Source organism: Novispirillum itersonii (assembly GCF_014205675.1).
GTDB lineage: Bacteria > Pseudomonadota > Alphaproteobacteria > Rhodospirillales > Rhodospirillaceae > Novispirillum > Novispirillum itersonii_A.
This window is the reverse complement of record NZ_JACIIX010000002.1, coordinates 52967-73187: the sequence shown is the minus strand read 5'-3', so window position 1 is coordinate 73187 and position 20221 is coordinate 52967. Positions and strand designations below refer to the sequence as shown.

At 65.0% G+C, this 20221-nt stretch carries 14 protein-coding genes and 1 tRNA gene; 7 read left to right on the top strand and 8 right to left on the bottom strand.

The genetic code is table 11. The annotated features are described in order from the left end of the window. Positions 1–4 precede the first annotated feature (4 nt). Positions 5–3868 carry a hybrid sensor histidine kinase/response regulator gene (locus tag FHS48_RS03550; RefSeq protein WP_184261496.1) on the top strand — a complete coding sequence of 1288 codons (3864 nt, stop codon included), beginning with the start codon at positions 5–7 and terminating at the stop codon, positions 3866–3868. Next, positions 3865–4818, top strand: a complete 954-nt coding sequence (locus FHS48_RS03545; RefSeq protein ID WP_221443359.1) for a diguanylate cyclase — start codon at positions 3865–3867, stop codon at positions 4816–4818. Before FHS48_RS03550 ends, FHS48_RS03545 begins: the two co-directional genes overlap by 4 nt. 25 nt (positions 4819–4843) lie before the next feature. Here the strand turns inward: FHS48_RS03545 and FHS48_RS03540 are convergent, their stop codons facing one another. Then, the gene (locus tag FHS48_RS03540) at positions 4844–5752 is read right to left on the bottom strand and encodes a GntR family transcriptional regulator (RefSeq protein ID WP_184261494.1); all 909 of its coding nucleotides are present in this window, start codon (positions 5750–5752) and stop codon (positions 4844–4846) included. Positions 5753–5884: 132 nt separating this feature from the next. On the opposite strand from FHS48_RS03540, the gene FHS48_RS03535 reads away from it, so the two are divergent. The 5 genes from FHS48_RS03535 to FHS48_RS03515 all read left to right on the top strand — a co-directional run bounded on the left by FHS48_RS03535 (position 5885) and on the right by FHS48_RS03515 (position 12258). Then, a complete protein-coding gene (locus tag FHS48_RS03535) occupies positions 5885–7033 on the top strand; it encodes a C45 family autoproteolytic acyltransferase/hydolase (RefSeq protein WP_184261492.1) in 1149 nt (382 codons plus the stop codon). Between the two features lie 93 nt (positions 7034–7126). Further along, complete coding sequence (locus FHS48_RS03530) at positions 7127–8716, top strand: ABC transporter substrate-binding protein (protein WP_184261490.1); 1590 nt, start codon at positions 7127–7129, stop codon at positions 8714–8716. 88 nt (positions 8717–8804) lie between these two features. Continuing rightward, positions 8805–9749, top strand: coding sequence for an ABC transporter permease (locus FHS48_RS03525; RefSeq protein WP_184261488.1), 945 nt, complete (start codon positions 8805–8807; stop codon positions 9747–9749). Further along, the gene (locus FHS48_RS03520; protein ID WP_221443358.1) at positions 9746–10591 is read left to right on the top strand and encodes an ABC transporter permease; all 846 of its coding nucleotides are present in this window, start codon (positions 9746–9748) and stop codon (positions 10589–10591) included. Before FHS48_RS03525 ends, FHS48_RS03520 begins: the two co-directional genes overlap by 4 nt. Then, the gene (locus tag FHS48_RS03515; RefSeq protein ID WP_184261486.1) at positions 10588–12258 is read left to right on the top strand and encodes a dipeptide ABC transporter ATP-binding protein; all 1671 of its coding nucleotides are present in this window, start codon (positions 10588–10590) and stop codon (positions 12256–12258) included. The genes FHS48_RS03520 and FHS48_RS03515 overlap by 4 nt, the downstream gene beginning before the upstream one ends. A gap of 106 nt (positions 12259–12364) precedes the next feature. Here FHS48_RS03515 and FHS48_RS03510 read toward each other — a convergent pair. The 7 genes from FHS48_RS03510 to FHS48_RS03480 form a co-directional block, all read right to left on the bottom strand. Then, a tRNA-Lys gene (locus FHS48_RS03510) sits at positions 12365–12440 on the bottom strand. Between the two features lie 110 nt (positions 12441–12550). After that, positions 12551–13702 (bottom strand): rod shape-determining protein RodA, encoded by a 1152-nt coding sequence (gene rodA / locus FHS48_RS03505; protein WP_184261484.1) that lies wholly within the window; start codon positions 13700–13702, stop codon positions 12551–12553. A gap of 4 nt (positions 13703–13706) precedes the next feature. Then, entirely contained in the window at positions 13707–15611 is a 1905-nt protein-coding gene (gene mrdA / locus FHS48_RS03500) for a penicillin-binding protein 2 (RefSeq protein WP_184261482.1), read from the bottom strand. 3 nt (positions 15612–15614) lie between these two features. Next, positions 15615–16130, bottom strand: coding sequence for a rod shape-determining protein MreD (gene mreD / locus FHS48_RS03495; protein WP_260402323.1), 516 nt, complete (start codon positions 16128–16130; stop codon positions 15615–15617). 40 nt (positions 16131–16170) lie between these two features. Continuing rightward, a complete protein-coding gene (gene mreC / locus FHS48_RS03490) occupies positions 16171–17061 on the bottom strand; it encodes a rod shape-determining protein MreC (RefSeq protein WP_311769071.1) in 891 nt (296 codons plus the stop codon). A 238-nt stretch (positions 17062–17299) separates the two neighbouring features. Then, on the bottom strand, positions 17300–18340 hold the full coding sequence (locus FHS48_RS03485) for a rod shape-determining protein (protein WP_026345414.1): 1041 nt from the start codon (positions 18338–18340) through the stop codon (positions 17300–17302). A 193-nt stretch (positions 18341–18533) separates the two neighbouring features. Continuing rightward, positions 18534–20072: a 2-isopropylmalate synthase gene (locus tag FHS48_RS03480; protein ID WP_184261480.1), complete on the bottom strand. Its 1539-nt coding sequence runs from the start codon at positions 20070–20072 to the stop codon at positions 18534–18536. Between the last annotated feature and the right edge of the window lie 149 nt (positions 20073–20221).

Below are 20221 nucleotides of genomic sequence, written 5' to 3'. Positions count from 1 at the left end.
CCGGATGCAGCCCCCCACCCTGCCCCCTGCCACCCTGCCACCGCCCCGCCCGACCCGGCGGGTTTCCGGGCGCGTGGTGCAGGGGTTGCTGTCGATGGGGGTGTTCCTGATCGCCGTCTCCGGGCTGGCCCTTTATGACCTTGGCCGCTTCCACCGGGAGCTGACCAGCCTGACCCGCACCGCCCTGCCGGACATGACCATCGCGTCTGAGCTGTCCTCCCAGTTGCAACTGGTGGTCAATCAGGTGGAACGGCTGACCGCGGCCGACAGCCATCCGGGGCGGCGGATCGTCAGGGAGGACATTGACCAGAAATTCAACCGGATGAAGGAATATGTCAGCCGGGTGGAAACCCTGGAAGGGGGGCGGACGCTGGCGACGCTTCTGGGCAGCCTGCAACAGACCGTCACCGACCTTGATGAACAGGTGGCACGGCGGATTGATGTGCGGATCGGGGTCGATCAGGCCCAGACCACCGTTGCCGACCTGTCGGAATCCCTGAAAGGCCTGATCGGCGACACCGCCACCACCGCCACACCGGCAGCCGGGCCGGATGCCTTACGCCCCCTGTTCCTGTGGATCAGCACACTCGACGGCATCACCGGGCAGGCCCTGCGGGCCAGCCGGATGCAGCGTCTGGTCGATATCCGTCAGTCGGAACAGCAGGTCCGCCAGAGTCTCGGCAGCCTCGCCCCTTATCATCAGCAGGTCCCCGCCCCGGTGGCCGGCCGCGTCATTGCCATTGAGCAGCAGATGGAACAGGCGCTGTTCAGCCGCAACGGCCTGTACCCGGCGCTGGTCGAACAGGTGCGGATGAGCAGCCGCGCCGCCGGTCTGGGCAGTCAGGCCCGGCTGCTGGCCGAAGAGGTCAGCAAGCTGTCGCGTGACATGTTCGCCTCGATCACCGCCGGGGCCTCGGCCAATGCCACCACCCTGTGGAAAGAGGTGGAACGGCAGGCGATCATTCTGGCCGGTCTGGCCCTGATGGCCGTCGGCGGCGCGGTCGGGGTGTATTTTTACTTCCGCCACTTCCTGACCAACCGGCTGGCCGCCCTGAATGAAGGCGTGCTGGGCCGGATCGCCGGGCACACCACCCGGATTGATGACGGCGGGCAGGATGAAATTTCCGCCATTGCCCGCTCGATCACCTACTTTCTGGCCGAGATCAACCGCCGCCAGCAGGATGTGGTGGAGCGGGAACAACAGTTCCGGTCGATGGTGCAGGGATCGGTTCAGGCGATTCTGGTGCTGTCGGCGGACCGGGTGCTGTACGCCAACCCGGCCTTTTCCCACCTGTTCGGCCTGCCGGTCTCCCCCGATGCGGTGCCGGTGCATGATCTTCTGCCCGATACCGTCCTGCCGCTGGTCAACGCCCCGGAAGAGGCCTTCCGGCAGGGGGCGCGGATGCTGGAACGTCAGCAGGCCCGCCGCCGGGACGGCTCCGTGCTGTGGGTGACGATTGCCGTCAGCCCGATTCACTGGCAGGGCGAAATGGTCCGCCAGATCACGGTGATGGATGTCACCCAGCCGGTTCTGGCCGAAGCCGCCCTGAAGGAGGCCCGCGACCGCGCCGAAGAGGCCGCCCGCATCAAATCCCGCTTCATGGCCACGATGAGCCATGAGATCCGCACCCCGATGAATGCCATTCTCGGGCTGTCCCATCTGGCCCTGAAAACCGACCTGACCCGGCAGCAGCGGGATTATCTGAGCAAGCTGCGGGCCTCTGCCGGGATCCTGCTGTCGATCATCAACGACATCCTCGATTTCTCGAAAATCGAGGCCGGAAAGATGGAACTGGACGACAAGCCGTTTGACCTGTCGGCGGTGCTGGAGACCCTGTCCAGCGTCGTCGCCCTGCATGCGGCGGATAAATCTCTGGAGTTTCTTTACGATATTCCGGCTGACGTCCCGTTCCATCTTCACGGGGATTCCCTGCGGCTGGAACAGATCCTGCTCAACCTGACCAACAACGCCGTCAAATTCACCGAGCGTGGCGAGGTGGTGCTGGCGGTGCGGGTGATCCGGCGGACCGGTGACGGGGTAGAGCTGAGCTTTTCCGTGCACGACACCGGAATCGGGATTCCCCCGGATCAGATCAAGCGTCTGTTTGCTGCCTTTGCGCAGGCTGACAGTTCCGCCACCCGCCGCTTTGGCGGCACCGGTCTGGGGCTGGCGATCTCCCGCCAGCTGGCCGAGATGATGGGTGGCACCATTGATGTCATCAGCACCCCGGGCAAAGGATCGGTGTTCACCCTGACCCTGCCGTTCCGGGTGATTGCCCCCGTTATCGCCGGGGATGGAACCGGGGAGGAAGGGGACCCCGCCGCCGCCCTGTCTCCCGGCCTGCCGCCGGGCCTGCCGGTTCTGGTTGCCGACGGCAACGCCACCGCCCGTGGCCTGCTGTGTACCCTGCTGGAAGAACTGGGGGCCCGCTGCCTGCCCGCCGCCACTCCGGAAGAGGCCCTGACCCTGCTGCCCGCCGCAGCGGGGGGGCTGGCCCTGATCGACCGCACCATGCCTGCCCCGGATGGAACACCGCTGAGCCACGAAATCCAGATCCGCTGCGCCTTCCAGTCAGCCCCGCCCCGGCTGATCCTGCTGGGCTACCACGGGCAGGACCCCGGCGCGGAACAGCCGGAAACCCTCGCCCGCTCCGGACTGGACGCCGTGCTGTACAAACCGCTGGACCGCAGGACCCTGCGGCAGACGCTGGCCGCCGTCCTCAGCCGCACCGCCCGGCAGGACGACCCGCCCCCGCCCCCCGCCGCGCACCCGGCACTGCCCCTGCGGGGCATGACGGTTCTGCTGGCTGAAGACAATGAAATCAACCAGCAGGTCGCCCGGGAACTGCTGGAGGCCGCCGGGGCCCATGTTGATGTGGTCACCACCGGCCGCGCTGCGGTTGACCGGGTGCTGCATGCCCCCTGCCCGCCGGATGTGGTGCTGATGGATGTCCAGATGCCGGAAATGGACGGGGTCGAGGCCACCCGGTTTATCCGGACCGTCTATCCAGCCGGACAGTTGCCGATCATCGCCGTCAGCGCCCATACGGCGGACGTGGAATACGCCCGCTGTCTGGCCGCCGGGGTCACCGGATATCTGATGAAACCGGTGGATCCCGACCTTCTGGTCAGCACCGTGCAGAGCGCCCGGCCCGGCCCCCTTCCGCCGTCCGGGAATTCCGGGGAGACCGTGGCGCTGCCACCGCCGGAGACAGGCCGTTCCCTCTCGGCGTCCCCCCTGCCGGAACGGCTTGGCCCGTTTGATCTGGCCGTTGCCCGCCGCTACACCGATGGGCGGGAAGCCCTGCTGGCATCCCTGCTGGCGTCCTTCCGGGACCGCTTCACCCCCCTGCGGGACACCCTGTTACAGCCCGGCACCGTCGCCCCCGCCGACCTGTCGCGGGAGGCGCACTCCCTGAAATCCGCAGCCATGACCCTTGGGAATACTGACCTTGGGGCAGCGGCGGCACGGCTGGAGGAGTCACTGCGCAACGGGCAGGAGGACACCGGGGCCCGCCTTGACTGCCATGCCGCCCTGACCGTGGCTTTGGAGGCGCTGGCGGCAATCCTCCCCGACGGGCCGCAGGCCTCGGGGCAGAATACCGCCCGCATCCCGGAAGAGCCGCCGCAGCCCCCGGTGGCGCTGCCGCCGGATCTGGTGGAGCATCTGACCGGCCTGCGGCAACAGATCCACAGCAACCGCCTGACAGCCCGCACAACCTTCCTCACCCTGCGCCCGATGCTGACCGAGGCCGGGGTGCCTGACCATCCCCTTGACCAGATTCAGGCGGCCCTTGACCGCCTTGAGTTCAACGCCGCTGCCATCCTGACCGATCGCCTGCTGCCCGCGAAGAAAGCCTTCCGATGACCCTTCCCACCATCCTGATTGTCGATGACGAACCGCAGGTCATTGATCTGGTCTGCACCGTGCTGACCGGAGATCACGACATCCTGTTCGCGCTGGATGGCCAGCGGGCGCTGGATCTTGCCATCGGCGAAAGCCCGGATCTGATCCTGCTGGACGTGACCATGCCGGGGCGGGATGGGTTTGAGGTCTGCCGGGCCCTGAAGCAGCATCCGGACACCGCCTCCATCCCGGTGATTTTCGTCACCGGCAGGATTGATCCGGAAGACGAAACCAAAGGACTGGAAATCGGTGCGGTTGACTACGTCAGCAAACCGATCAATCCGGCGATCCTGCGGGCACGGGTGCGCAACCATCTGGAACTGAAGCAGATCCGCGACCATCTTGCCCGGCTGGCCTCCCGCGATGGCCTGACCGGCCTGTACAACCGCCGCCACTTTGACAGTGCCCTGCAACAGGAATGTGACCGGGTCGGGCGGGGGTTCCGCCCCCTCAGCCTGCTGATGATCGATGTCGATCACTTCAAACGCTACAATGACAGTATGGGGCATCAGGCCGGGGATGATTGCCTGCGCCATGTTGCCGCCGCCATCGGCCAGCCGCTGCACCGGACCACTGATCTTGCCGCCCGCTACGGCGGCGAGGAATTTTCCGTGATCCTGCCCGCCACCGGGCGCGAGGATGCCCGGCGGCTGGCTGAGCGGATCCGGCAGAGCGTCTGGGCGGCAAACCTGCCGCATCCGGAAAGTCCGTTCGGCCGGGTCAGCCTGTCCATCGGGGTTGCCACCACGCCGGGGGACGGACGGATCACCCCCGGAGCCCTGATCGCCGAGGCGGACGGCCACCTTTACCGCGCCAAGGAACACGGCCGGAACCGGACCGTCGCCACTGAGACAGAGACAGAGACAGAGACAGAGACAGAGACAGAGACAGAGACAGAAGTCGGGGCCTGACGACAGCCGGGATCGGCGTCAGGCGTCAGGCGTCAGGATCCGTCAGCAGGTCGCGGCTGGCCAGTTCCAGCTGACGCCGCAACAGGGCCTCGGCAAACTGCACATCCCCCTCTTCCAGCGCATCGAGAATCCGCAGCTTGCCTTCGCAGGAGCGCCGGATCCACAGCGGGCTGAGGCGGCTGAACCCGGCATATTCCTGCATCCGCCGCAGGGAGTTCTGCTGACGCATCGCCTGAAGAAAGAACCGGTTGTTGGACCATGCCACCAGCGTTTCATGAAAGGCTGAATTGGCCTGAAACCACACTTCCCGGCTGATGGTGTCCGGGGCCGCCTTCAGAAGGGCCCGCTGGGCCTGCCGCAAGGCGTGCAGGGCCTCCGGCTCCACCCGGAACCCCGGCTGGCGCAGGGCCCCACACTCGATGGTGATGCGGAAGGCATAGCTTTCATCAACAGCCGCTTCGGTCTCAAGGGTTTCGGCAAATTTCCAGCCATGGCCCCGCTGCCGGGTTGCCAGCCCTTCCGCCGCCAGCCGCAGCAGCACCCGCCGGACGATCCCTTTGGCGGTGGCGTAGCGCTCCGCCAGTTCCGCCTCCGACACATCACTGCCGAGCCGTCCGGTGGAGCGGTCCGCCACCATGCGCTGATACAGGTCTTCACTCTGCGGCGTCGGCAGGTCAGCTTCCGCCGGGCCGATGTCCCCTACGGCCTGCACCAGCACGAATCCACGGCCGGGTTCCTGCCGCAGCACACCGTTCTGTTCCAGTATTTTCAGTGCAAAACGTACAGGCGTGCGGGAGACCTCAAGCCGCCGGGACAGTGTCTGTTCCGGCAGTCTCTCCCCCTCCCCCCACTCTCCGGCGCGGATCAATGCCATGATCTGGCGGGCCAATTCCTGCTGAAGACTGCTGCTGCGCTTCGGGGGCAAATCGGTCACGGTCCCTCCCGCGGTTGTATCCCTGTGCATTTTTTAGCACCAGAAAATCATTGACTCAACCCATCGCCAGCGCAAGAGTGTTCTTTATAAGCTAAAAAAACACATTACAGGCACTGAAAGGACTCTCTCACCATGCCGTCGACTCCCCTTGCTCCGTTCCCGTTCATCTCCGTCTCCGGCAGCCCGCTGGAGCGGGGACGCGCCTATGGTGCCGCTGCCAAAGACCGGGTTCAGCGCAGTATTTCCATTTACGGTGACCAGCTGACCGATCTCGGCTTCAGCCCGGATGCCGCCTCGGCCCTGATTCAGGACTTCATCCCCGGCATCACCGCCTTCGGTGCGCATTACCTCGAAGAAATGCAGGGAATCGCCGAAGGGGCCGGGGTGGCGCTGGAGCAGATCGTGCTGATCAACGCCCGCACGGAAGTGGTGGCCAAGGCCCGCGTCATCGCCGGGGTCCCGGAAGACGACGAAACCGACGACATCACCAAAAAGGACGGCTGCACCGGCGTGGTGGTTCTGCCGGAACAGGCTGCCTCTGGCCGCCTGATTCACGCCCAGAACTGGGACTGGCGGGCTGAATGCGCCGAGACGGCGGTGGTGCTGCGGGTGCAGCGCGACGACGGCCCGGACTTTATGACCTTTGTTGAAGCCGGGGGGCTGGCCCGCTGCGGCATGAATGCCGCCGGGATCGCCATCACCGCCAACTATCTGGAATCAGACCGCGATTATACCCAGAGCGGGGTTCCGCTGGCCCTGATCCGGCGCAAGGTGCTGGAACAGACGCATCTGGCCTTCGCCATGAAGGCGGTGGCGACCACCGCCAAGGCCTGCTCCAACAACATGATCGTCAGCCATGCCGAAGGCTTTGCCATCGACTTTGAGTGTGCGCCGGATGAAACCTTCCCGCTGTATCCGGACAACGGCCTGATTGTTCATGCGAATCATTGGCAAAGTCCGGTGGCCCTGTCTAAGCTGAAGGACACCGGCATCCCCAGCGTGCCGGAAAGCTTTTACCGGGACTGGCGGGTCCGCCGCCTGCTGGAAAGCCGCCCCGGTCCGCTGTCCACCGACGACGTGAAGGCGGCGCTGTTTGACACCTTTGGCACCCCGCACGCGGTCTGCCGCCCGCCCCGGCCGGGCTCCTCGGGCAACCTGTCGGCCACCGTGGCGATGATCGTGATGGATCCGGCCATCGGCCAGATGGAGGTCGCCCCCCTGCCGGCCCTGAACCAGACCTTTACCCGCTACAGCTTCACAGCCGACCCCGTGACCGCATAACACCGCATTCACACTGATGACGAGGAGCCGCCACGCCGCCCGTCCACCGGCCCGGCGCCAAGGCGGCCCCGTCTTTCCCCACAGGAGGTTTCCATGATCCGGGCATTCTGCCTGCGTCGGCTGACCGCCGCCGCCCTTTTCGCCGCCCTTCCCCCCTGCGTGGCCGCCGGAGCGTTTCCGGCGCAGGCGGCCTCCCCGACCACTGTCAGCGTCTCGCTGAACTCCGATATCCGGTCCCTGATTCCGGGAAAAAACCGCGATGACAACACCGATGCCGTGATGCTGCATGTGGTTGAAGGGCTGGTCGCCTACCGCGACAACGGCGATGTTGCCCCGCTGCTGGCGGAAAAGATCGACCCCTCCGCCGATGGCAGAACCTACACCTTCACCCTGCGTCCCGGTGTCCGCTTCCATAACGGTGCCACCCTGACCGCGCAGGATGTGGTGTGGAACTGGACCCGCTACATGGATCCGGCCAGCGAATGGCGCTGCCGCCCCGACTTTGATCCCGCCAAAGGCAAGGTCCGCGTCACCGGCGTCACCGCGCCGGATCCGCGCACCGTGGTGTTCACGCTGGCTGAACCGTCTGCCCTGTTCCTGACCACCATGGCGCGCACCGACTGTGTGATGACCGGAATCATGCATCCGGACTCCGTGAAAGCCGACGGATCATGGGCCGGGGCAATCGGCACCGGACCGTTCCAGCTTGGGGACTGGAAGCAGGGGCAGTCAATCACCCTGAAAAAATTCCCCGGCTACAGCAGCCTGCCCGGGCGGATGGATGGCCTGACCGGGGATAAGACCCCGCTGGTCGAGGAGGTCCGCTTTGTCATCATTCCCGATGCCTCGGCGGCCAAGGCGGCCCTGCTGGCGGGGGACATTGATGTGGTGCCCGACCTGACAAACTCCGACGCGCTGGAACTGCGGGAAAACCCGGCGGTGACCATCTCGATGGCCCAGACCATGAATATGTCGGCACTGCTGATGCAGACCACCGACCCGCTGCTGGGCAATGCCAAAATGCGGCAGGCCATCGCGCTGGCGCTGGATACCGAACAGATGGTCACGGCGGTGACGCAGGGGCTGGTCACCCGCAACACTTCGCTGGTCCCGACGCCGTCCAGCTATTTCGGAGCGGTACAGAAGACCGGCTATACGCAAAACCTGAAGAAGGCGCAGGCCCTGCTGGCCGAGGCCGGTTACAAGGGCCAGAAGATCAGCCTGATCACCAACAAGCGCTATGTCGCCAGTTTTGAGCTGGCCGTCATCACCCAGGCCATGCTTCAGGCCGCCGGAATTGCGGTGGATCTGGAGGTTCTGGAGTGGGGCACCCAGCTCGACCGCTACAGCAAGGGCAATTACCAGATGATGTCCTTCATCTACTCCGCCCGGATGGACCCGGCCCTGAGCTTCGAGGCGGTGATGGGCGACAAGGCCACCCAGCCCCGCAAGGTGTGGGACAACCCGAAGGCACAGGCCCTGCTGAGCGAAGCCAGCACTGTATCCGACCCCGCCCGCCGTCAGGCCCTGTTTGATGCCCTGCATGCCCTGCAACTGGACGATGCCGCCCTGATCCCGCTGTACAACGGCCTTGAAATCGCCGGAACCACCAAGCGGATCAAGGGCTACAAAACATGGGCCGGGAACAAACCCCGCCTGTGGGGTGTGCGGATCACCAACTGACCGCCACGGACTCTGCGGCCCGGTGGCCGGGGCTTTCCCCGGCTCCGGTGCCGCACCCACGGCATCCCACGGGGCGGGAGGTCCCATCATGTTTCGCTTTATCCTCGGCCGGGCTGCGATGGCCGTGCCGACCTTGATCATTGTCGCGGTCTCCGTTTTTATCATGATCCGGCTGATTCCCGGGGATCCGGCCCAGCTGATGCTGGGGGATCAGGCCACCCCTGAAACCCTTGCCGAGGCCCGCCGCACCCTTGGCCTCGACCACAGCCTGCCGGTGCAGTTCGGCCTGTGGATCTCCGCCGTCCTCGAAGGAGACTTCGGGACGTCGATCTCCACCGGAAAGGCCGTACTGCCGCTAATTCTTGACCGCTTCATCGTCAGTTCCAGCATCGTGCTGTCAGCGGTGCTGATCGCCAGCCTGATCGCCGTTCCGGCGGGGATGGTGGCGGCGTGGCGCCAGAACAGCCTGAGCGATCTGCTGATCGTCGGCGGGGCCACCCTGCTGCTGTCGATCCCCAGTTTCTGGCTGGGCCTGCTGCTGATGCTGCTGTTCGGCCTGAAGCTGGGCTGGCTGCCGGTGGTCGGCTATGTGCCGGTCAGCGAAGACCCACTGGCCGCCCTGACCTTTTCGCTGCTGCCGGTCGCCACACTGGTGCTGGTGGAAACCGGGGTGATCACCCGGATGGCCCGGGCCAGCACGCTGGAAGTGCTGCGGCTGGATTACATCACCCACGCCCGGGCCAAGGGCCTGTCAGAACGGGTGGTGCTGCTGCGCCATGCCTTCCGTAATGCCTTCGCCCCGACCTGGACCCTGATCGGCCTGATCCTCGGCAACCTGCTGGGCGGGATCGCCGTGGTGGAGACGGTGTTCACCCTGCCCGGACTGGGCCGCCTGCTGGTGGATGCCATTTTCGCCCGCGATTACCCGGTGATTCAGGGCTGCCTGCTGTTCATCGCCGGGATTTACGTGCTGGTGAACCTGATAATCGACCTGATGTATCCCCTGTTTGACCCAAGGGTGACCGCCGAATGACCGCTCTGCCCTCTTTCCTCCGGCTCCGCCGTATGCAGCCCAATGCGCTTCTGGGGGGGATCCTGATGCTGGTGCTGGGCCTGACCGCCCTGACCGGGCTGCTGTGGACCCCCTACGATCCCCTGAAAATCAACATCCTGCAACGGCTGGCCGGTCCCAGCGCCGCCCATTGGCTGGGCACCGACGAATTCGGGCGTGATGTCCTGTCCCGCCTGCTGGCCGGGGCGGCCACCAGTGTGTGGATCAGCCTGCTGACCGTGACCTGTGCCGTGACCACAGGAACCCTGTTCGGCCTGTCTGCCGGGTTCCTGCGCGGCTGGCCGGACCGGATCATCATGGCCTGCAATGATGCGGTCCTCGCCTTTCCCGGCATCCTGCTGGCGCTTGGCCTGCTGTCCGTCCTCGGGGCCAGCAAGTACGGAATCATTCTGGCGCTGTCGCTGGCCTATATGCCATCGGTGGTGCGGGTGGTGCGCGGGGCGGTCCTCAGCCTGCGGGAGCGGGAATTCGTCGAAGCCTCCCGCGTGATGGGCAATTCCGAGCTGTACACCATGCTCCGTCACGTGCTGCCCAACTGCACCGCCCCGCTGATTGTGCTGGCGACGTCAATGTTCGGCTGGGTCCTGCTGTCGGAAAGCGCCCTGTCCTTTCTCGGCCTTGGGGTGCCACCCCCGGCCCCGACATGGGGCAACATGCTGGCCGCCAGCCGCCCTTACATCGGGCAGGCGGTGTGGCTGGGGATTTTGCCCGGCCTGTGCATTTCGCTGACCCTTCTGGGTGCCAACCTGCTGGGGGATGCCCTCCGCGATCACCTTGACCCCCGCCTGCGAGGCCTGAAATGACCCAGTCCCCTCTCCCCCCGCTGCTGTCGGTGACCGGCCTGACCCTTGGCCTGCGGCAGGGGCGGACGCTGGTGCAGGATGTGTCCTTCTCCCTCGCCCGGGGTGAGGTGATCGGTCTGGTCGGGGAATCCGGATCCGGCAAAACCATGGCCGCCCGGGCCCTGCTCAACCTGCTGCCCCCGGCCATCACCCGTACCGGCGGCACCATCACCTTTGACGGTCACGATCTGACCACCCTTGATCCGGTGGCGATGCGACGGATCCGCGGGGCCCGGATCGGCATGGTGTTTCAGGAGCCGATGACCAGCCTGAATCCGGCCCTGCCGATCCGGACCCAGCTGGAGGAAGGGCTGATTCTGCACACCACCCTCAGCGCCCCGGAGCGGCACCAGCGGATGGTGGACATGCTGATGCGGGTCGGCATCGCCAACACCGAGTATTGCCTGAACGCCTATCCGCATCAGTTCTCCGGCGGCATGCGTCAGCGCATCATGCTGGCCGCTGCCATGCTGCCGCGCCCCGATCTGCTGCTGGCCGACGAACCGACCACCGCCCTTGATGCCTTCGTCCAGCGGGAGGTTCTGGAGCTGATGCTGGACCTGACCCGGGAAAACGGGACCGCCGTGCTGATGATCAGCCATGATCTGTCGATGGTTGCCCGCTACACCGACCGGGTGGTGGTGATGCAGCAGGGCGTGGTGGTGGAACAGGGCCCGACGCAGGACCTGCTGCTGCATCCCCGCCACCCCTACACCCGGACGCTTCTGGATGCCCTGCCGCGTCGCCCGGCCCCCCGGCCGGACAAGACGGCAACCCCGCCGCTGGTGGAGGTCAGGGATCTGGTGGTCCGCTATCCCGGACGCCGCCGCCTGCTCGGCCGCGACCCGGACAAGCAGGTGCTGCACGATGTCTCCCTGACGGTTCATCCGGGGGAAACCGTAGCACTGGTCGGGGGGTCAGGATCCGGGAAAACCACCCTCGGCCGGGCCATCGCCGGATTGACTCCGGTCACCGCCGGCAGCATCCGCTTCCGGGGTGCCCCCCTGCCACACCGCCCGCCGTTCCGCCAGCCCCGGGTGTGGCTGGACTGGCGTCTGGACTGCCAGATGGTGTTTCAGGACCCCTATTCCTCGCTGGATCCGCGCATGACGATCGGGGCTGCGGTGGGGGAAGCGCTGCGCCATGACCGCACCCTGCCCGCCCGCAACCGCCAGACCCGGATTGACGAGATCCTGACCGAAGTCGGGCTGGGGGCCGCCTATGCCGGGCGCTATCCGCACGAACTCTCCGGCGGACAGCGGCAGCGGGTGGCCATTGCCCGGGCGCTGGCCCGCCGCCCGGCCTTCATCGTCGCCGATGAACCGGTCTCCGCCCTTGATATGACGGTGCAGAAGCAGATCCTCGACCTGTTCACGCAGTTGCAGGACCACTATGGCTTTGCCTGCCTGTTCATCAGCCATGATCTGGGGGTGGTTGAGCAGATCGCCGACCGGGTGATGGTGATGCACGACGGGCGCATCGTCGAACACGGCCCGTGCCACACGGTGTTCGACAGCCCGCAGCACCCCTATACCCGCCAGCTCCTCTCCGCCATCCCGATGCTGGAACCTCAGCCCGGCGGCGGCCTGTCCCTGCGCTGGCGGTATGGCGAACCCGGATCAGCCTAGGGCCTGAGGCGGGGCACTCCGGGGAAAAAAGCCCTGGAGACAAAGCAAAAGGCCCGGTCGCTGTGACCGGGCCCTGTACCGAAGGCCTTGGTAAGCCTTCAAAATATGGTGGGTACACAAGGATTCGAACCTTGGACCCGCTGATTAAGAGTCAGCTGCTCTACCAACTGAGCTATGTACCCATACTCGCCGACGTTGCCGCCGAGGAGGCGGTTTATAGGGGGTCTGCCGTCCTCTGGCAAGAAAAAAATGCAAGACCCGTCGATTTTATCGGCAGGCCTTGCAAACAGCCTCAGTCATCAAAGCCGCCACTGCGGCTGATCTGCACATCGCGGTGCACATGGACGCTCATCAGCACGCCAAACCCGATCATCAGCGTCATCATCGCCGTCCCGCCATAGGAAATCAGCGGCAGCGGAATGCCCACCACCGGCAACAGCCCCATCACCATCGCAATGTTGATGAACACATAGAGGAAGAAGGTGGTGGTCACCCCGATCGCCACCAGCCGCCCGAAATGATGGCGGCAGCGCGCTGAAATGTAAAAGCCATAGGCCAGAATCAGCACATACAGACCCAGCAGGGTCACCCCGCCGACCATCCCGAACTCTTCCCCCAGCATGGTGAAGATAAAGTCGGTCTGATGTTCCGGCAGGAAGTCGAGGTGGCTCTGTGTGCCGAGCATATAGCCTTTTCCGAAAACCCCGCCGGATCCCAGCGCGATCTTCGACTGGGTAATGTGGTAACCGCTCCCCAGCGGATCCCGGTCAGGGTCAAGAAAGGTCAGCACCCGGTTCTTCTGATAGTCGCGCAGCATTTCCCAGACGATCGGCACCACCCCGAGGCCAATGCCCCCAACGGTGAAGAACATCCACAGCGGCACCCCGGCCACCAGAAACAGCACCACTCCGCCCATCATCAGCATCATTGCGGTGCCAAGGTCCGGCTGTTTCAGCACAAGAACCACCGGCATGGCAATCAGCAGCGCAGGTGGAATCAGGAACGAGACCCGCCGCACCGTATCCACGTCGGCCCCGTGAAAGTAGCGGGCCAGCGTCAGCACCAGCGCGATCTTCATCAGCTCCGACGGCTGGAGCTGAAACAGCCCGAGATCCACCCAGCGCTGCGCCCCCATGCCGATGGTGCCCTTTACCTCCACCGCCACCAGCAGCACCAGTGCCACCGTATAGAAGGCGTAGGCGTAGCGCATGAAGTGGCGGATATCGATCATCGCCAGACACAGCAGGATCACCACCCCGATTCCGAAACGGATCATCTGCTTGTCAGCCCAGGGGGAGAGGTTGCCTTCCGCTGCTGAGAACAGCATCAGAAAGCCAACCGACGCCACCAAAGCAACCAACAGAATCAAGGTCCAGCTGATATGCCACAGCTTTTCGCTGAAGGTCATCTCGCCCTTGCGCAGCCGCGTCGAACGGAACCCCATCGCCTCAGCCCTCCTTGTTCGGTCGCACGGCAGAGGCCGTTTCCGGCGCCCGCCGGGCCGGGTCCAGCTTCAGTGTTTCCACAATCACCTTCCGGGCAATCGGCCCGGCCACCACCGAGCCGCCGCCGCCGTGCTCAATCACACAGGACACCGCATACCGGGGATTATCGTAGGGGGCGAAACACACGAACAGCGCATGGTCGCGGCGCTCCCACGGCAGATCCTCGTTCTTGATCACCCCGGTATCCCGTTCCGCCTTGGAAATCCGGCGCACCTGTGCCGTCCCGGTCTTCGCGGCCATCTGCCCGAGATCTTCAGGCAATTTCAGCCGCTGGGCCGTTCCGCCGGGGCTGTTGACCACATCCCACATCCCCTGCTGGACGATGTTGAGATGCTGACGCACCACACCAAGATCCTTCGGCGGCTTGGGATCCGGCAGATTCAGGCGTGGATCGCGGTGACTCTGGCGGACCAGTGTCGGCTTGACCCCCAGACCACCGTTGGCAATCCGCGCCGTCATCACCGCCAGCTGCAACGGTGTGGCGGTGATATAGCCCTGCCCGATCCCGGCCACCAGCGATTCCCCGGCATGCCAGACATCGTTCATCACCGCCCGCTTCCAGGTGCGGTCCGGGATCAGACCGCCCTTCTCACCGGGCAGATCCACCCCGGTCACCGAACCCAGACCAAACCGGCGGGCCATGTCGGCGATGCGGTCAATCCCCAGACGCCGGGCCACTTCATAGAAGTACACGTCACAGGAATGCTTCAGGGCGTTGACCATATCAACCGCGCCGTGACCACCCTTTTTCCAGCAATGGAACTTGGCATTGCCAAGCTCGTAATGGCCGGGGCAGGACACTGTCTGTTCCGGCCGGATCACCCCGGCCTCCAGCGCCGCCAGCGCCACAACCATCTTGAAGGTTGACCCCGGCGCGTACTGCCCGGCAATCGGCTTATTCGCCAGCGGCCCCTTCGGGTTGCCGACCAGATTTTTCCACTCTTCGCTGGTCAGGCCCCGGGTGAACGCATTGGCGTCGTAGGCAGGCTGTGAGGCCATGGCAAGAACCTCGCCGGTCATCACATCCATCACCACCACGGTGCCGCTTTCCTCACCGATGGCATCCGCCGCCACCTGTTGCAGGCGGGTGTCAATCGACAGCGCCAGCTCGGCCCCGGATTCCCCCTCCTCCCGCGACAGTTCGCGGATCACGCGGCCCACCGCGTTGACCTCGACCTGCGTATTGCCGCCCTTGCCGCGCAGAACCCGGTCAAACTGGCGCTCCACCCCGGCCTTGCCGATGCGGAAGCCCGGCAGCTGCAACAGCGGATCACTGCTGTTGGCCAGATCATCCTCTGACACCGAAGACACATAGCCCAGAATGTGGGAGGTATTTTCCCCCAGCGGATAAATGCGGGCCAGACCCTCGTCAATCTGCACCCCCGGCAGATCCGGGGCATTGACCTGCACCGCCGCCATTTCCTCCCACGTCAGGTTTTCCCGCACCGGCACCGGAACAAACCGGCGCTTGCGCTTCAGTTCGCGCATCACCCGGTGGCGGTCACCTTCGGTCAGGGTGATGATCTTGCCCAGCCGGTCGAGGGTGGCGTCCAGTTCCTTCACCTGCTCCGACACGATCAGGACCCGGAAGTTCTGGTGATTGATCGCCAGCGGCACCCCGAAACGGTCAACAATCCGGCCGCGTGGCGGCGGCAGCAGGCGCAGGTTGATCCGGTTTTCCTCGGCCAGAGTGTGATAGCGCTGCGCCTCGACCACCTGGAGGTAATACATGCGGCCGACCAGCGACGACAGCATCAGGGTCTGCGCCCCGCCGAGCAGGACCAGACGGCGGGAGAACAGCTTGCTCAGGTCTGCGTCGCGGCGGGAGTTCCCCAAAGACGTCGACATCGCTTACACCTCCCGCAGAATGGCAAGCTGGAACCGGGCCATGATCCACGCCACCACCGGATAAAACGCCACCGTCATGCCATAGGTCGCCAGCACCGCCGCCCCGGACGGCACACTGATCTGGACCAGTGCCACTGCCATCCATTTGGCGACCGCCGCCGCCGCCGCCACCAGCAGGAACGCCCACCACGTGACGGCAAAACTCTTGCCCCGGAAGAACTTGGCCTGTGACATGACAATCCCCTGCGTCACCAGCAGGGAGACCGGACCGGCCCCCAGCGGCGTTGCCGCCATCAGGTCTTCCAGCACACCGATCAGGAAAACGCTGCCGTATCCCATCAGATCCGGGCGGTACACCGCCCAGTAATAGACCGAGATCACGGTCAGCATCGGACTGATGCTCATAAAATCCGGCAGCCGGGTCGGCACCATCGACACCAGCATCAGGATCAGGGTCAGCACCAGCGGCAGCTGATGCCGGGATGCCCCGTTCATGCGTTGCCAGAAACTCGGTTGCATGCCTTTTGCCTTCGTCCCTTACCACCGCGCGGGTGGTTTATCAGCGCAGATCACCGGATGCGGACGGGCGCGAGGCCCCCGGATCGATATCGGTCAGCACGCCCATCAGGCCATAATCGACGATTCGCAGATATTCCAGCTTATCGCGCTGGAAATAGGGTTCCACCCGCACATCGCCATCGTCAACGGATGTCACCACCCCCACCGGCAACCCCGGCGGGAACGCCCCGGCATCACCGGAGGTGGTCACCCGGTCGCCCGGCTGCACCCGGACCTGCGAGCGCAGATACAGCAGGCGGGGCCGTTCGGTGTTATCCCCGGCCAGAATCGCCCGGGCCCGGGCATTGCCGACCGAGACCGGAATCCGGCTGTTGATATCGGTGAGCAGCAGCACGCGGGAAGAGCGGTGTCCGGCCTCAATCACCCGGCCAACCAGCCCTTCGCCGGAAACAGCGGCCTGCCCCTTCTCCACCAGCTCCCGCCCGCCTGCCGTCACCAGCAGGGAATGGGCAAAGGCACCGCCGGTATCGGCCACCACACGGGCGGTGACGAAACTGGCGCGCGGACCGGGAACAAAGTTCAGCAGACCCCGCAGACTGTCGTTTTCCGCCTCCAGCAGGCGGGCGGCGGTCTGCCAGCGCAGCAGGCGGGCGTTCTCATCGCGCAGGCGGCTGTTTTCCTCGCGGATGGCCGCCAGCTCCCGCATGTTGTCCATCACCGCCGAAACCGTCGAGGCCGGTTGCGACAGCAGGCCCGCCACCGGAGTCACCGCGTCCGACATAAAGGTGCGGACCCGCTCCACCAGCATGGTGTCGGCCTTGCCGATCAGCATCAGGGCGAACGAGGCCACCACCAGCACAATGAAGGCGAACCGGCTCACCAGCATGCGCAGGTGATTGAGGCGGTTTGGATTGGGGGTCGTTTGTTTCACGGAAACCACAGATCCCAAGAACGTGGACGAAGCCTGCGCCGGTCCGGTTGGTTGCCCGGACCCGCAGCCACTCCTGCGCTGCACACTATACCGTCTCTGCCGGGCAGAGGAAACAGGCTCCGCCCGCAGACGGACCATCCCCACCCCCGAAACGGTACGGCCCGGGATCCGCCTGTCAGCGATCCCGGGCCACCCCAAGGCCGGTTCTCCGGCCGGACCCGCGTCCGGCCGGATCCCCTTAGTACATGGAGGTCAGAACGTTACGCAGCTTCTTCATCTCTTCCAGCGCCCGGCCGGTGCCCAGCGCCACGCAGGACAGCGGATCGTCGGCGATGGACACCGGCAGGCCGGTGGACACGCGCAGGACGTAGTCGAGGTTCTTCAGCAGGGCACCACCGCCGGTCAGGACGATACCCTTGTCGACGATGTCGGCGGCCAGTTCCGGGGCGGTGTGTTCCAGCGCCACCTTCACGGCCTCGACAATCTGCGACACCGGCTCGGCAAGGCTTTCGGCGATCTGACGTTCGGAGATGATCAGTTCCTTCGGAACCCCGTTCATCAGGTCACGGCCCTTGATCTCGATGGTGCGGCCTTCGCCTTCGGCCGGCGGGCAGGCGCAGCCGATATCCTTCTTGATCCGCTCGGCGGAGCCTTCGCCGACCAGCAGGTTATGATTGCGGCGGATGTAGGCGATGATGGCTTCGTCCATCTTGTCGCCGCCGACGCGCACGCTGCGGGCATAAACGATGCCGCCCAGCGACAGCACGGCCACCTCGGTGGTGCCGCCGCCGATGTCAACGACCATCGAGCCGGTCGGCTCGGTCACCGGCAGACCGGCCCCGATCGCGGCCGCCATCGGCTCCTCAATCAGGTACACGCGGCGGGCCCCGGCGGCTTCCGCCGATTCCTGAATGGCACGGCGTTCAACGGCGGTCGACCCGGACGGCACGCAGATGATGACCATCGGAGAGGCAAAGGACCGACGGTTATGCACCTTGCGGATGAAGTGCTTGATCATTTCTTCGGCGACTTCGAAGTCAGCGATCACGCCATCGCGCAGCGGACGGATCGCCTGGATGTTGCCGGGGGTACGGCCCAACATCTGCTTGGCTTCGTCGCCGACGGCCAGAACCTGCTTCTTGCCCTTCACTTCAGCAATCGCCACGACCGACGGCTCGTTTAAGACGATCCCCCGGCCCTTCACGTAAACCAGCGTGTTAGCGGTACCAAGGTCAATCGCCATGTCGGCGGAAAGCCATCCGGTCAGCCTCGAAAACATTATGCCTCACTAAAAGCCTTGGGTCGTTGTACGCCGGCGCTGGTTTCCGTCCGGCATTGTTCGGTCGCGATCCTGTCCCCCGGTCGGGTCCGGCGTCACCCCTGTCGCCAAAACCCTGCGGGATGCGGCCGGCCCGGGGACACAAAACCCGGACCGGCCACCGTTGCTGTTATCTTCCGGTGCAGCGCGAAACTCAAGCGGAAACGGGGGCCGGAGCCGTCTTTTCGCGCTTGGTCAGCAATTTGTTCAGCGCCGTCACATAGGCCCGGGCCGAGGCCACCAGCGTATCGGTATCCGCCCCCTGACCGATCACCGTCTTGCCGTTTTCTTCCAGCCGGACGGTCACCTCAGCCTGCGCATCGGTGCCGCCGGTAACGGCATGCACCTGATAGAGCTGGAGGCGCGCCTCATGCGGGAACAGGGCGCGGATCGCCTTGAAGGTGGCATCGACCGGGCCATCCCCGGCTTCTTCCGCCCGGCAGGACTGCCCGTCAATCTCCAGTTCCAGCGTTGCCTTCTGCGGGCCCTTCGATCCGGCGATCACCTCCAGCGACTGGAAGCGGATGTGGTCATGGGCCCGGGCCTCGTCATCGACCAGCGCGATGATGTCTTCGTCGAAGACATCCTTCTTCTTGTCACAGAGATCCTTGAAGCGCTTGAACGCTTCGTTCAGGGCATTGTCGCCCAGCTCATAGCCCAGCTGCTTCAGCTTGTCGCGGAAGGCATGACGGCCGGAGTGTTTGCCCATCACCAGCGACGACCGGCTGAGGCCGACGCTTTCCGGGGTCATGATTTCATAGGTGGCCGCGTTTTTCAGCACGCCATCCTGATGGATGCCGGACTCATGGGCGAAAGCATTGGCTCCGACGATCGCCTTGTTCGGCTGCACCACGAAACCGGTGACGGTGGACACCAGCTTGGAGGCACGGGTGATCGCCTCGGTGCGGATCCCGGTGCTGAACGGCATGGCGTCATTGCGGGTGCGCAGCGCCATGACGATTTCTTCCAGCGCCGCATTCCCGGCCCGTTCGCCCAGACCGTTGATGGTGCATTCAATCTGCCGCGCCCCGGCCCGCACCGCCGCCAGCGAATTGGCCACCGCCAGCCCGAGGTCATTATGACAGTGCACCGACAGAATCGCCTGATCGATGTTCGGCACGCGGTTGATCAGCATGGCGATCAGGGCGGCGTATTCATCCGGCACCGCATAGCCGACGGTATCGGGAATGTTGATGGTGCGGGCCCCGGCGGCAATCGCGGTTTCCACACAGCGGCACAGGAAGTCATGCTCGGTGCGGGAGCCGTCTTCCGCCGACCATTCGACGTCTTCCACCAGATTACGGGCCATCGACACGCTGTCGTGGATCGCCTGCACCACCGCATCCGGCTCCATCTGGAGCTTATACTTCATGTGCAGCGGGCTGGTGGAAATAAAGGTGTGGATCCGCGACAGCTCCGCCGGGCGGACCGCCTCGGCGCAGCGTTCAATGTCAGCGCGCACGGCGCGGGCCAGACCGGCAATGCGGCTTTTCTTCACCACCTTCGCCACGGCGTTGACCGCCTCGAAATCCCCGGCGGAGGCGATCGGGAACCCGGCTTCGATCACATCCACGCCCATGTCTTCCAGCGTCAGGGCGATCCGGACCTTTTCCTCCAGGTTCATCGACGCGCCCGGCGACTGTTCGCCATCCCGCAGGGTGGTGTCGAAAAGGATGACCCGGTTCTGTTCCATAGCGCTTGGCCTGCTGGTCTGAAGGAAAAATAGGGGCGGCGACCGTCCGGCACCGCAGAAACTGTAAAGTCGTCGTCGGGCCGGACTGAGTCAAGCCCCGATCATCACTCTCATTATAGTGTGGGGGATGATGTGCGGGATGACGTGCG